Raw genomic sequence first — 13,141 nt, 5'->3', positions numbered from 1 at the left:
AGTAGCTCAAGCCTGCTGAAATTTCAGCTGACGTAACTGGCGGGCATGTTGCAAGGTGGTTTCACTAATCTCTACACCGCCTGTCATTCGAGCAAGCTCCTGAATAATTTCGTTTTCTTCAAGATTGATAATCGTACTGCTGGCAGGATCAGTTTGCTGTTTTTTCACCAGTAGGTGCTGATCAGATTGTGCGGCTACTTGTGCCTGATGGGTAATACACAGAATCTGTACATGCTGGGCCAGATCGGCCAGTAAACGCCCGACAATCTCTGCGGTACCACCACTAATCCCGACATCAATTTCATCAAAGACCAGCACTTCAGCTTCGGTTTTTTCTGCATTCATGACTTGCATCACTAGCGCAATACGCGAGAGTTCACCGCCTGATGCAACCCGGGCCAAAGGCTGTGCCGGAATGCCTTTATTGGCAGTAAACAGCAATTGAAGAAAGCTGAGACCTTCACTAGAGGGATGCTCCAAAGGCTCAAACTTGAACTCAAAATGTGCTTCAGGCAATGCCAGTTGTTTGACCTGCTCAGTGAGCTGCTTGGCCAACGGTGCTGCGGCTTCACGGCGAATCTGATCCAGATGTTGGGCTTTATCCAGAAACTCCTGATAAGAAACCGCGACCTGTTCAGCCAGTGTTTCCGGATCTTCCAGTTGATGCAGCTGTTCTAATTCGGTTTGCCAGGCTTCATATTCTTCTTTGAGTAATTCTGGCTGGGTACGATATTTACGTGCCAGACGATGGAAGATTTCCAAAGTTGAATTCAATACTTCCATACGTTCCGGATCAAAACTCTGCCTATCCATAAACTGACGTAAATTCGCTGCTGCATCTTCAAGTTCACTTTGGGCATTCAGCAGGGAAGTATAAATCCCGGAGAGCTGTTCGCTACGACCGGCATGTGATTCCATGCGACGTAGAATGGAAGCCAGTTCTTGGGAAATATTCTGTTCGCCTTCATCCAGACTATTCAGGCTATAGACACAGTCCTGCATGATCGCTTCATGATGGGAAAGCCGGTCAAATTCCTGTTCAATCTCCTGATAATCCGTTTGAACAATTTCTTCCAGTTCTTCTAGCTGCAGTTCCAAGGTTTCCATGCGTTGCTTACGGGTCGCTTGTGCATCTAGCGCTGCCTGATGCTGACGAATATTTTTCTGCCAAGTGCTATACGCATCACGTACTGCTTGAGCCGGCGCATAAAAATGATAATAACGATCCAGCCAGTGCTTCGGATAAGGTGGTTCTAATAATTGTTGCTGACTATGCTGGCTATAGAGTTGTACTAGTAAACGCCCAATTTCTTTCAGTTCAGACAGGCTGCTCGGACGTCCATTGATCCAGGCCTTACTACGGCCGGTGGCAAAAATCACCCGGCGTAAATGAATTTCACCTGATTCATCATCCAGCTCATGCTCTTTCAACCAGGCTGCTTCAGGACTGTGTTCCTGATAGCTGAAGCTGGCGGTGACATCCGCCTTTTCCGTACCATAACGCACATAATTGGTATCGGTTCGCTCACCCAGACAGGCAGACAATGCATCCAGTAACAGGGATTTACCTGCACCGGTTTCACCGGTTAAAACGTTAAAACCTTTATCAATATCAATAGCAAGATGCTCGGCTAAAGCAAAATTGATCAGAGTTAAATGTGTCAGCATAAACGCATCCGGGCTGCGAAAAGTTTGATTGAAATAGCCTGATGTTGGATTGGGGTCACAACATGGCTGTGATTATTATAAATCAGGATGAATCAATTTCATTCTATCTTAAATTTTAACGATTCATATATGCTTATTTCACTGTATTTTCGCAAGAAGCTGACTCAGAAGTCCGTTAATTCACTGCTGATTTTCATATTTTTGACATCCCCAATCTTTAAATTAATGACTCAATTGAGCCTGTTTCACAAGAGCACGTGCAAATTGAAACTTAAGCTTATATGTCAGCAAAATACAGGCCAAAACATGCTGAAAATAGCAGAGGTTTAGGCGATACAGAATATTTTATCGACGCCGACAAACTTCGATTGATTAGTTGAGGGTGCACATTTAAACTACAGCAATCAAAATATTACAAAATGCTTTATCTGGAGAAATCGCATGTCAGCTCAGTTTGATCATGTATCGGTACTTAAAAAATCTAATGTATATTTCGGCGGGTTGTGTATTAGTCACATTGTACAATTTGAAGACGGGACCAAGAAAACGTTGGGTGTCATTCTGCCCTCAGAAAATGCCTTGACCTTTGAAACACATGTTCCTGAGCGCATGGAAATTGTTTCAGGTGAATGCCGTGTTCAGATTGGTGATAGCGAAGAAAGTGAGCTGTTCCGTGCCGGTCAGTCTTTCTATGTACCGGGCAATAGCCGTTTTAAAATCGAAACCGATGATGTGCTGGACTATGTCTGCCATTTTGAAGGTTAAGTCCAGATTCAAGATCAGTGCAAACCGGGCAAGAAATTTCAGTGCGAATCGGTTAAACTAATCAGCTATAGAAATCCTGTGAAGTCAGCTTTACGGGATTTTTCTTTTGTATATAACTAATCTAGAGGTCGTTCATGGCAAAACCTGAATATTTTTATGGCGTACATTCAGTGGAGTCATTGTTAGAGCTTGAGCCTGAACGTGTCTTGACATTATTCACTCTCAAAGGACGCGATGATCAGCGTTTAAAGCGTGTACTGGAACTGGCTGAACCGTTTGGGATCAGTGTGCAGCAAGCCAGCCGTGACAAACTGGAGAAACTGGCCGGGCAACCGTTTCACCAAGGTGTGGTCGCTGCGGTACGTGCACATCCGACCCTGAATGAAAAAGATCTTGAGTCATTATTGAGTGCGAATCCTCAAGCATTGTTATTGGCTCTTGATCATATTACCGATCCGCACAATCTCGGTGCCTGTATCCGTACAGCCGCTGCAATGGGCGTTGAGGCAGTGATTGCGCCACGTGATCGTTCTGCAACTTTAACCCCGACAGCACGTAAAGTGGCTGCTGGTGGTGCGGACAAAGTCAAATTCATTCAGGTGACCAATCTGGCGCGTACTTTGGGTCAAATCAAAGAAGATTTTAATGTTCGTGTGGTTGGTACCATGCTGGATGAAAAAGCGCTGCCGATTCAGAATTTTGATTTTACCGGTACCGGAGTTTGTGTGGTGATGGGTGCGGAAGATACCGGCCTACGTCCAATTACCCAAAGCCAATGTGATCAGACCGTGTATATCCCGATGGCAGGTAATCTGCAAAGTCTGAATGTCAGTGTGGCTACAGGTATGGCACTGTATGAAGCCTGCCGTCAGCGTAACCTTTAATTGATGATGGCATTGTCAGACCGTACCCAAGGCTATGTTTTTTTAGTTGTTACCATGTGCATCTGGGGCGGTTTTACCTTAACGGCTCGCCTGAATGCACTTTGGCAGATCAGTGCCTGGGATATTGTGGCCTTGCGTTTTTCTCTGGCCTTCCTGATTCTGATGCCGATCTTGCTCTATCGTAAAGAGGCCGCTTTTTTACTGAAAAAAGAGCCTTTTATTTTAGCGATGATTGGTGGGGTGATTTACTGCCTGTTTGCCTATAGCGCTTTTCACTACGCACCTACCGCCCATGCTGCAATTTTCTTGAATGGCTGTATTCCAATCTGTACCGCGATTATGGCTTTTTTTCTGATGGGGCAGGCTTTTGATAAACATACCTGGGCCAGCCTGATCATTATGATCGTAGTACTATGTCTCATGAGTATGCTGATGTATAGGGAAACTGGTGTGGCCTTTGGAGCAGGAGACGGGCTGTTTTTTATTAGTGCTATACTTTGGGCGATTTTTACCGTTTTATTGCGTAAATATCAGCTAACTGCATGGCAGGCAATGTGTGGTGTCGCGATCTGGTCGGCAGTGGTTTATGTGCCGATTTATCTGCTATTTTTACCGAAAAACCTGAGTGTGCCTGAACCCGAGCATTTACTGTTTCAGACCATTTTTCACGGCATATTTGTGGTGATTATTGCTACTTTAAGTTATGTAGAAGCCATCAAGCGTCTTGGTGCATTTAAGGCAGGCAGTATTACCAATCTTGCACCTTTTATTGCGGCAATTCTGGCTGTACCTTTATTAAATGAAACTTTAAGTCTGGCCATGGTGTGTGGCCTGATGGGTATGGCAGTTGGGGCCTTACAGCCGTGGCGCTGGTTACAGCATCAGGACAGTCTAAGCCGAAAATTAGCAGAACAAAAAAAACAGTCTTAATCAGACTGTTTTTTTTATGCTTCAGCTGGCTGCCATGTTTAAATATTTTTGATGTAATAGTCTGAGATGGGCATAGAGATGATCCAGATGACCATCATTTAGGACAATATCATCGGCCATGGTCTGCTTTTGTTCGCGGGACATTTGGGCAGCAATGATATTGCGAATTTGTTCGATATTCTGGCCGTCACGTTGTGAGGCCCGCTCAATTTGCAGTTCGATGGTGGCGTCAATCAGTAAGGTATGCTGGGTGAGTTCGTGCTGATTGGTTTCAAATAAAAGTGGTGAAACCAGAATGGCATAGGGACTTTGCGCAGCATGTAGTTGCTGGATAATGGAACTGCGAATTGCCGGATGGGTAATACTTTCCAGGGTCTTGCGTGCTTCAGGAGATTGGAAGATATATTCACGCAAGGCACGCCGATTCAGTGAGCCATCGGCAAGCAGTACCCAATCGCCAAAAGCCTGCTGAATCTGGGTAAGTGCAGGCTGCCCAAGTTTGACCACTTCACGTGCTACCACATCGGCATCGACTACCGTGATCCCTTGTGCTTCAAACCACTGACTGGCAGCAGACTTGCCACTGCCAATCCCACCAGTTAAACCGAGTACAAATTTCAATTTATTGACCTAAATACACTTTCATAATTTGTTCACCCCAAAGGAAAGCGATCCAGCCGGCAATCGCAATATAAGGACCAAAAGCAAAAGGCTGATTTTCCTTGCGGACTTTTAGCAGGATGATGCCAATAATCGCACCTACCAGGGAAGACAGCAGCACAATTAAAGGCAGTAATAATGGACCCATCCAGGCACCCAAAGCGGCTAGCAATTTAAAATCGCCATAACCCATGCCTTCCTTGCCGGTAATGATTTTAAACAGGTAATACACCACCCATAGACACAGAAAACCAATGATATACCCCCAAATGGCAGAGCTTGGGGAGGTATAGAGTGCATAACTATTTACCCCCAAACCTAGTGCAGCCAGGGGCAGGGTATAACGGTCCGGTAATAACTGGGTATCAAAATCAATAAAGGTTAGCGCAATCAGCACATAAGTCAGGATCAGGCCAAACAGCATTTGCATTGTCGGACCAAATACTGCTACGACAAGCAGTGCACAAACTGTGGTCAGAATTTCAACAAATGGATAACGGATGCTGATAGGATTCTGACAGTTCGCACACTTGCCCCGCAAGATCAGCCAGCTGATAACGGGAATATTTTGGTACCAGCAGATTGGCTGATGACATTTAGGACAAGTCGAAGCGGGTTTGCTTAAACTTAATTTCGCTTCATCAATCACCGGCTGTTCTGGATGCAGGAACATCTGGCAATCGGTACGCCATTCCTGTTCCATCATCTTGGGCGTACGGTAAATCACTACATTTAGAAAGCTGCCGATACATAAACTAAAAAGCCCAACTGCGATATACAACGCCGTTGGGTTTTGAATAAAATAAGAAATAATATTACTGAACAAGATATTTAACCTGCTGATTAGCCAACGACTGAACCCATTTGGAAGATTGGAAGATACATGGCAATCACCAGACCACCGACGAGAACACCTAGAACAGCCATAATCAATGGTTCCATCATCGAGGTTAAGCCATCTACTGCATTATCAACTTCATTTTCATAATGGGTAGCAACTTTATCCAGCATGGCATCTAATGCACCTGATTCTTCACCAATTGCGACCATTTGGATGGCCATGGAAGGAAACTTGTTGGTGACCCGCATGGCAAACTGTAGCTGTTGACCAGTAGCGACATCTTCACGGATTTTCATCACAGCATTTTCATAGACTACATTATTGGTGGCGCCGGCAGTAGATTCTAGTGCATCAATCAAAGGTACCCCGGCTGCGAAAGTCGTGGCCAGAGTGCGACTATAACGGGCAATAATCGCCTTATACACCAGATCCCCGAAAATCGGTGCCTTGAGCGCTGCTTTATCCAGAAAATCACGGAATTTTTTACTGCGTTTTTTGGCTTCTAAAAATGCTGTAATCGCTATCCCGATACCAATAATTAATAGGAACCAGTATTGCTGGAACCAGTTAGACATGTTGACAACCATTTGTGTAAAGGCGGGAAGATCAGCACCAAAGCCTTGAAATAATTCTTGGAATACAGGAACAACCTTAACCATTAAGATGATAGTAACAGCAATAGCTACCACTATGACTGATATAGGGTATTTCATAGCTTTTTTGATTTTTTGCTTGAGCAGTTCGCTTTTTTCTTTATAAATTGCTACACGATCGAGCATAGTTTCAAGAGCACCCGATTGTTCACCTGATTCAACTAAAGAGCAAAATAAATTATCAAAATACTGTGGATATTTACGCAGTGCTCCAGCGAAAGTGTTACCCCCCTCGACTTCACCTTTAATTCCCAGTACAACTTCACGCATGGATGGATTTTCCAGACCTTCTGCGACAATCTCAAAGCCTTGTACCAGTGGTACCCCGGCTTTCATCATGGTCGCCAATTGTCGGGTAAAAATCGTAATATCCAGTGTTGAGACTTTTTTCTTCATCAAGCCTTCGAGAATATTTTTTTTCTTTTCCCGAATGGTCTTGATGCTGATACCTTGTTTTCGAAGGGTGACCTTGGCCAGAGCCATATTTTTTGCTGGCAATTCTCCCTTGATCTTTGCCCCTTTACGATCAATTCCTTCATAGCTGAAGATTGGCATCATCTGGCCTTTCTTTACTGCTGCCATACCTTTATCCTTATTTTAGATCAGCGCCCGATCATTCGCTGGTGACACGATTGACTTCTTGTAGAGAAGTTACCCCCTGCATCACCTTGACTAAACCTGACCGGCGTAAATTGTTAAAACCTGCACGTGCGGAAGCATCGGCAATTTCAAGTGCATTGCCGTCCTCCATAATAATTCTGGAAATTTCGGGTGTTACTTTCATAACTTCATAAATACCCACACGACCCTTATAGCCTTCGCGACATTCATTGCAGCCCACCGGTTCATAAATTTGGAACTCAGGTTGCTGCAAGTCGGTTTCGGTAAAACCCATCTCCAGTAAGCTTTTTTTCGGAATATCGGCAGGTTTTTTACATTGTGAACACAAACGACGCGCCAACCGTTGTGCAATGACCAGGTTGACTGAAGTGGCAATATTGAAAGAAGGCACCCCCATATTGCGTAAACGGGTCAAAGTCTCAGGCGCACTATTGGTATGCAGCGTCGACATCACCATATGACCGGTCTGCGCCGCTTTAATCGCAATCTCGGCAGTTTCCAGATCCCGGATCTCACCGACCATTACGATATCCGGGTCTTGACGTAAGAAGGACTTTAGTGCCGCAGAGAAGGTCAGGCCAACTTTATTATTGACGTTGACCTGATTAATGCCTTGCAAGTTAATCTCGACCGGATCTTCCGCAGTTGAGATATTGGTATCTTCACGGTTTAGGATATTCAGACCGGTGTAAAGAGAAACTGTTTTACCGGAACCCGTCGGGCCGGTGATCAGCAGCATCCCTTGCGGTTTGTCCAGCGCCTGCATAAACAGTTCTTTTTGTTCCGGTTCATAGCCCAGAGCATCAATCCCCAGCATCGCACTGGATGGATCCAGAATACGCAGTACCAGCTTCTCGCCAAACAGGGTAGGGAGAGAGTTGACACGGAAATCAATGGCTTTGTTTTTGGATAATTTTAGTTTGATTCGGCCATCTTGCGGTACCCGTTTTTCTGAAATGTCCATTTGCGACATGACTTTAAGACGTGAAGATAAACGAGTTGCTAGCTGTAGCGGTGGTGTTGCAATCTGGCGTAATACCCCATCGACCCGGTAACGTACCCGATAGATTTTCTCATAAGGTTCAAAATGTAAGTCTGAAGCCCCCATACGGATCGCATCAATTAGTAATTTATTAATATATTTAACAATAGGGGCTTCTTCACCCTTGTTACTGTCATCCTCTTCTTTATTCGGATCAGCAGATTCGACATCAACATCCAGATCAAAGTCTTCATCAAACTCAAAGGTGCTTTCTTCGGTAAAATTCTGCTCGATCAGTTTTTCAAGTTTATTGTGTTCAACAATAATGGTTTCAATATTGAGTTTAGTGGAAAAACGGACCGCATCAATCGCTTCAATATTGGTTGGATTGCTGATGGCAATATATAAAATACTGGAATTTTTAAAAATCGGCAGGATGCGATACTTGGTAATCAGCTTTTCATCAATCGCATCCCGCAAAATTTGGGCAGGATCATAGGCACTGATATCAAACAGTGGTTCGCCAAATTCAACTGAAATCGTTTCAGCAATGACGGTCGGGGAAAGTTGCTGCTGGTTAATTAACTCAGCCACGATATCGATTTTTTCTTGCTTGGCATGCGCCAACGCACTGCGCATATCTTCAGCCGAGATGACGCCTTCCTCGACCAAACGACGAATAAATCCGGTAAATCTTGGCGACCCCTGTAATGCTGTCATGCTATAAATGCCTACTCATCAAATTCTTTTAATTGCTATATTAAAATTATACGTTTGTTACGTAAAAATACCATAGCCAAGAGTGCTGCTAGCTTCCTCATCTCCAGTAAAAGCATGAACTGGTTAGAAGAAGTCCTCATTTTTTTAAGTGATAACAAAAAATAACCATTTTGGATAGTCTAAACTGAGAATGAGTGATAAGAAAACTATTCTTTTAATTTTCCAATTCCGTGTAGAATGTGCCCAATTCAAAATATGTAAATGAAATAGGTTAATTATGTCGGTTTCGACGATTACCCCTTGGGTGATAGGTAACTGGAAAATGAATCCAGTACAGGCAGAGGCATTGAGCTTGGTGCGTGGTATTAAGAATTTGCTGGAAACTGCGCCAATTGCCGAAGATCAATGTCATTTAGGTGTGGCACCGATTGCCATTGCCTTAAGCCAGATTCAGGCAGAGCTGTCATCTGCGGTTCGTCCGATTTATACCGTAGCACAAGATGTTTCACGTATTTCTGGAACAGGTCCCTACACTGGTGAAGTCAGTGCTGAATTGTTGGCCGATAGTCAAATTCACTATGTACTAGTGGGTCATTCTGAGCGCCGTGAAATATTTGCGGAAAATGCTGATATTTTAAATGCGAAAATCAAGAATGCCTTAAGTGCCGGTTTGACCGTGATTTATTGCGTTGGTGAAAGCCTGGAACAACGTGAAGCAGGGCAGGCAGAAGCTGTAGTGCTACAACAGATTTGTGATATTGCTGCTGTGGTTGAAGCGGAGCAATGGAACAATATCGTGATTGCCTATGAACCGATCTGGGCAATTGGAACTGGTAAAACTGCTTCTCCTGAAGATGCACAGGCCATGCATGCACAAATCCGTCAAGGTTTAAGCCAGATCACTGGTTATGGCGCGACGATGGCGATTTTATATGGTGGTAGTGTCAAGCCGGAAAATGCAGTAGAGTTAGCAGCCTGCCCAGATATCAATGGGGCATTGGTCGGTGGTGCATCACTCAATGCTGAGTCGTTCCATAAAATTGCTCATGCATTTGCAAATACACAATAATTAGGAGTTCAGCATGCAAACTTTTGTGCTGGTAGTACATATTATCTTAGCTGTTTTGATGATTGTCTTGATTTTGGTTCAGCATGGTAAAGGTGCAGATGCTGGTGCCTCTTTCGGTGGCGGTGGTGCAGCGACAGTATTCGGAGCATCGGGTTCGGGTAATTTTATGACCCGTTTGACTGCGATTTTTACTGCACTGTTTTTCGTGACCAGTCTGACTTTGGCGATTTTAGCCAAGCAACAAACATCGAATGCCTATAGTTTGGGATCGGTTCAGTCTGCGCCGACTGCACCTGTGCAATCGAATGAAACTTCACCAACTGCACCAGAAACGACCGAATAGTTTTAATTAGTCCTTTCTTTTTTTCAGTGATGCGACTAGAATGCGTCACAGCTGCGGTGGTGGTGGAATTGGTAGACACGCTACCTTGAGGTGGTAGTGCTTTCGGGCGTGGGGGTTCAAGTCCCCCCTTCCGCACCAACTTATAATCCAGAAATTTAAGTTGGTGTAGGCAGCTGAAAAAACTTCTATTGATGCGGGATGGAGCAGTCTGGTAGCTCGTCGGGCTCATAACCCGAAGGTCGTTGGTTCAAATCCAGCTCCCGCTACCAATCAATCCTTTTTAAAGACGCAAACTTTCAAGAGGCAGCTTAAACAGGTTTTAAGTTGAGAAATTTAATTTGCATGTTGTTGCGGGATGGAGCAGTCTGGTAGCTCGTCGGGCTCATAACCCGAAGGTCGTTGGTTCAAATCCAGCTCCCGCTACCAATCTTTTAAAGATGCAAACTTTAAAAGCAGTTTAAGTACTTTAGACTGAAAGTTATTTGTACGCTGATGCGGGATGGAGCAGTCTGGTAGCTCGTCGGGCTCATAACCCGAAGGTCGTTGGTTCAAATCCAGCTCCCGCTACCACTTTTTCAGCGACAGATGACAAATATGCAGAATGATGTGGTTTTGATTGAAAAGTTCTCATCTTTTGTATATAATTTTTGCACGTTGATGCGGGATGGAGCAGTCTGGTAGCTCGTCGGGCTCATAACCCGAAGGTCGTTGGTTCAAATCCAGCTCCCGCTACCAAGTTTCTAAAAAGAGGCTCACAACAAGGTGGGCCTTTTTGCACAGTGGGATTTGAAAAAATCTTAAATTGTGCATTAATTGGGGCGATTTACGCCCTTTTTTATTGGCTATCGTGTAGTGTCGACATTATTTGGTCAAATCTCCATGTTTCACTACTACTATAGTTTGTATTCGTTTGTAGTGGTCAAATAGATCATAAAATCGCACCAGATGACGAGAGTAAATGAAGCTATCAAATAAAACTCAAGCACTTCAGGACTTGATTGCACCAGCAGTTGAAGCCTGTAATGTAAACCTTTGGGGGATCGAATTCCTGCCACAGGGTAAATGTTCGTTATTACGTATCTACATCGACAAGCCAGTCGATGAGAGCGTTGCACCAGCAATCAATGAAGATGGTGAAGAAGAGCAGGGGCGTGGTATTGGCGTTCAGGATTGTGTGCGTGTAACGCAGCAAGTGGGCGCAATGCTGGATGTTCATGATCCGATCTCGGGTGAATATTCACTTGAAGTATCTTCGCCAGGCTGGGACCGTCCATTCTTCCAGCTCGAGCAGATGTCAGGCTATATCGGTCATACCGTAGCACTACGTTTGATCAGTGCGGTAGATAACCGTCGTAAATTCCAGGCCAAACTGGTTGCTGTCGATCTTGAAAATGAAATGATTCAGGTTGAAGTAGAAAAGCAACAGGTATTGGAGATCGACAGTCACAATATCGATAAAGCAAATTTGGTCTTCCAAGATTAATTGAATAAATAAAAATTTAACGAATAGGTGACGTATGGCACGTGAAATTCTGACCGTCGTTGAAACGGTTAGTAACGAAAAAGGTGTACCTCGTGAAGCGATCTTTGAAGCGCTTGAGCAAGCTTTAGTTGCTGCGACAAAGAAAAAATTCTACGAAGGAACACATTCGGAAGAAGCACGTTTACGTGTGGAAATCGATCGCAAAACAGGTGACTATCGTACTTTCCGTCAGTGGGAAGTGGTTGCAGACGAAGACCATGAAATGCCAGCTTGTCAGGATGCCATCTCTGATGTCGATCCGGCAAAATGGTCGATTGGTGACATTCGTGAGCTGGAAGTTGAGTCAATTGACTTCGGTCGTATTGCAGCGCAAATTGCCAAGCAAGTGATTGTACAGAAGATCCGTGAAGCAGAACGTGCGCTCGTAGCCGATGCTTACGAATCTAAAGTCGGCGAGCTGATTTACGGTGAAGTGAAAAAACAAACCAAAGACGGTTTTATCATTGACCTAGGTGACAATGCTGAAGCGTATCTTGCTCGTGAAGAAATGATTCCGAAAGAAATCCTTCGTCCGAAGCAACGCGTGAATGCGATTCTCTTCAATGTCAACCGTGAAGGTCGTGGTGCGCAGTTACAACTGTCACGTGCTAAACCGGATATGCTGATTGCATTGATGAAGAAAGAAATCCCTGAGATTTCTGAAGAAATCATTGAAATTAAAGCGGCGGCTCGCCAACCAGGTGTTCGTGCTAAAATTGCAGTGAAAACCAATGACCACCGTATTGACCCGGTGGGTGCTTGTATTGGTATGCGTGGTACTCGTATTCAGGCTGTACAGCAAGAGCTCAATGGCGAGCGTATTGATGTAGTCGTTTGGTCGGATGATCCTGCGCAATATATCGCAAGTGCATTGGAACCAGCAGATGTATCGAGTATTGTCATCGATGAAGATGCACGTACTGCAGACATCATTTTCGCAACCAGCGACCAGCTGGCACGTGCGATTGGTTCACAAGGTCAGAACGTTCGTCTGGCATCTGAATTGACTGGCTACAAGCTGGACATGATGCTGGAAGAGGAATACTACGCCCGTCAACAAAACGAAGCGCAACAATATTTAGACATGTTTGTTACCCGTCTGGATATCGCGGAAGATTTGGCGATGGCATTGGTAGAAATGGGCTTCACCTCGCTTGAAGAAATTGCTTATGTCCCTGCAGAAACGTTTGATGAAATCGAACTGGATGCGGAACTGGTTGAACTACTGCAAAGCCGTGCGAAAGAAATTGCACTTGCTGATGCATTACAACAGCAAGAGAACATACAAGCGCCAAGTGAAGAACTTGTTGCAATGGAAGGCATGACAGTAGAGATCGCGCAAGCGCTAGCAGCTCGTGGTGTGGTAACAGTGGATGATTTAGCAGATCAGGCGACTGACGATATCGAAGATATTGAAGGTTTGGGTGCTGAGAAAGCAGGTCAACTCATTATGAAAGCGCGCGAATCATGGTTTAACTAGGAG

At 44.6% G+C, this 13,141-nt stretch carries 12 protein-coding genes and 5 tRNA genes; 12 read left to right on the top strand and 5 right to left on the bottom strand.

Features of this window, described 5'->3' with window-relative positions; all coding sequences use genetic code 11:
- Positions 1-6: 6 nt before the first annotated feature.
- Entirely contained in the window at positions 7-1,668 is a 1,662-nt protein-coding gene (gene recN / locus FTT86_RS04260) for a DNA repair protein RecN (protein WP_180180649.1), read from the bottom strand.
- A 441-nt stretch (positions 1,669-2,109) separates the two neighbouring features.
- On the opposite strand from recN, the gene FTT86_RS04255 reads away from it, so the two are divergent.
- From FTT86_RS04255 to FTT86_RS04245, 3 genes are all read left to right on the top strand, one after another.
- Positions 2,110-2,433, top strand: coding sequence for a pyrimidine/purine nucleoside phosphorylase (locus tag FTT86_RS04255; protein ID WP_004281089.1), 324 nt, complete (start codon positions 2,110-2,112; stop codon positions 2,431-2,433).
- Between the two features lie 134 nt (positions 2,434-2,567).
- On the top strand, positions 2,568-3,317 hold the full coding sequence (rlmB, locus tag FTT86_RS04250; RefSeq protein ID WP_005101440.1) for a 23S rRNA (guanosine(2251)-2'-O)-methyltransferase RlmB: 750 nt from the start codon (positions 2,568-2,570) through the stop codon (positions 3,315-3,317).
- 6 nt (positions 3,318-3,323) lie between these two features.
- Positions 3,324-4,247: a DMT family transporter gene (locus FTT86_RS04245; RefSeq protein WP_005108480.1), complete on the top strand. Its 924-nt coding sequence runs from the start codon at positions 3,324-3,326 to the stop codon at positions 4,245-4,247.
- A 21-nt stretch (positions 4,248-4,268) separates the two neighbouring features.
- On the opposite strand, the gene coaE is transcribed toward FTT86_RS04245, so the two are convergent.
- From coaE to pilB, 4 genes are read right to left on the bottom strand one after another with little or no spacing between them, the layout of a single operon-like run.
- Positions 4,269-4,868 (bottom strand): dephospho-CoA kinase, encoded by a 600-nt coding sequence (coaE, locus tag FTT86_RS04240; RefSeq protein ID WP_180180648.1) that lies wholly within the window; start codon positions 4,866-4,868, stop codon positions 4,269-4,271.
- Between the two features lies 1 nt (position 4,869).
- Positions 4,870-5,733 carry an A24 family peptidase gene (locus tag FTT86_RS04235; protein ID WP_180180647.1) on the bottom strand — a complete coding sequence of 288 codons (864 nt, stop codon included), beginning with the start codon at positions 5,731-5,733 and terminating at the stop codon, positions 4,870-4,872.
- A 17-nt stretch (positions 5,734-5,750) separates the two neighbouring features.
- Complete coding sequence (locus tag FTT86_RS04230; RefSeq protein ID WP_180180646.1) at positions 5,751-6,983, bottom strand: type II secretion system F family protein; 1,233 nt, start codon at positions 6,981-6,983, stop codon at positions 5,751-5,753.
- A 31-nt stretch (positions 6,984-7,014) separates the two neighbouring features.
- Positions 7,015-8,724 (bottom strand): type IV-A pilus assembly ATPase PilB, encoded by a 1,710-nt coding sequence (gene pilB, locus FTT86_RS04225; RefSeq protein WP_180180645.1) that lies wholly within the window; start codon positions 8,722-8,724, stop codon positions 7,015-7,017.
- A gap of 277 nt (positions 8,725-9,001) precedes the next feature.
- Here pilB and tpiA point away from each other — a divergent pair, with 277 nt between their 5' ends.
- The 9 genes from tpiA (at position 9,002) to nusA (ending at position 13,138) form a co-directional block, all read left to right on the top strand.
- Complete coding sequence (tpiA, locus tag FTT86_RS04220; protein ID WP_180180644.1) at positions 9,002-9,793, top strand: triose-phosphate isomerase; 792 nt, start codon at positions 9,002-9,004, stop codon at positions 9,791-9,793.
- Positions 9,794-9,806: 13 nt separating this feature from the next.
- Complete coding sequence (gene secG, locus FTT86_RS04215) at positions 9,807-10,136, top strand: preprotein translocase subunit SecG (RefSeq protein WP_148334344.1); 330 nt, start codon at positions 9,807-9,809, stop codon at positions 10,134-10,136.
- A 53-nt stretch (positions 10,137-10,189) separates the two neighbouring features.
- Positions 10,190-10,274 (top strand) — tRNA-Leu (locus FTT86_RS04210).
- Between the two features lie 54 nt (positions 10,275-10,328).
- Positions 10,329-10,405 (top strand) — tRNA-Met (locus tag FTT86_RS04205).
- A gap of 80 nt (positions 10,406-10,485) precedes the next feature.
- Positions 10,486-10,562: transfer RNA gene (locus FTT86_RS04200), tRNA-Met, on the top strand.
- Between the two features lie 67 nt (positions 10,563-10,629).
- Positions 10,630-10,706, top strand: a tRNA-Met gene (locus FTT86_RS04195).
- Positions 10,707-10,794: 88 nt separating this feature from the next.
- Positions 10,795-10,871: transfer RNA gene (locus tag FTT86_RS04190), tRNA-Met, on the top strand.
- Positions 10,872-11,094: 223 nt separating this feature from the next.
- A complete protein-coding gene (gene rimP / locus FTT86_RS04185) occupies positions 11,095-11,619 on the top strand; it encodes a ribosome maturation factor RimP (protein ID WP_004281103.1) in 525 nt (174 codons plus the stop codon).
- Between the two features lie 34 nt (positions 11,620-11,653).
- Positions 11,654-13,138: a transcription termination factor NusA gene (gene nusA, locus FTT86_RS04180; protein WP_004281105.1), complete on the top strand. Its 1,485-nt coding sequence runs from the start codon at positions 11,654-11,656 to the stop codon at positions 13,136-13,138.
- The last annotated feature ends 3 nt before the right edge of the window (positions 13,139-13,141 follow it).

It is taken from the genome of Acinetobacter sp. YH01021, from assembly GCF_013420255.1.
Lineage (GTDB): Bacteria > Pseudomonadota > Gammaproteobacteria > Pseudomonadales > Moraxellaceae > Acinetobacter.
The sequence above is the reverse complement of the archived record's forward strand: the minus strand, read 5'-3'. Positions and strand labels throughout refer to the sequence as shown.

Coding starts and splice junctions, on each gene's coding strand:
- recN (WP_180180649.1), bottom strand. CDS start 1,668: ATGCTGACACATTTAACTCTGATCAATTTTGCTTTAGCCGAGCATCTT.
- FTT86_RS04255 (WP_004281089.1), top strand. CDS start 2,110: ATGTCAGCTCAGTTTGATCATGTATCGGTACTTAAAAAATCTAATGTA.
- rlmB (WP_005101440.1), top strand. CDS start 2,568: ATGGCAAAACCTGAATATTTTTATGGCGTACATTCAGTGGAGTCATTG.
- FTT86_RS04245 (WP_005108480.1), top strand. CDS start 3,324: ATGGCATTGTCAGACCGTACCCAAGGCTATGTTTTTTTAGTTGTTACC.
- FTT86_RS04230 (WP_180180646.1), bottom strand. CDS start 6,983: ATGGCAGCAGTAAAGAAAGGCCAGATGATGCCAATCTTCAGCTATGAA.
- pilB (WP_180180645.1), bottom strand. CDS start 8,724: ATGACAGCATTACAGGGGTCGCCAAGATTTACCGGATTTATTCGTCGT.
- tpiA (WP_180180644.1), top strand. CDS start 9,002: ATGTCGGTTTCGACGATTACCCCTTGGGTGATAGGTAACTGGAAAATG.
- secG (WP_148334344.1), top strand. CDS start 9,807: ATGCAAACTTTTGTGCTGGTAGTACATATTATCTTAGCTGTTTTGATG.
- rimP (WP_004281103.1), top strand. CDS start 11,095: ATGAAGCTATCAAATAAAACTCAAGCACTTCAGGACTTGATTGCACCA.
- nusA (WP_004281105.1), top strand. CDS start 11,654: ATGGCACGTGAAATTCTGACCGTCGTTGAAACGGTTAGTAACGAAAAA.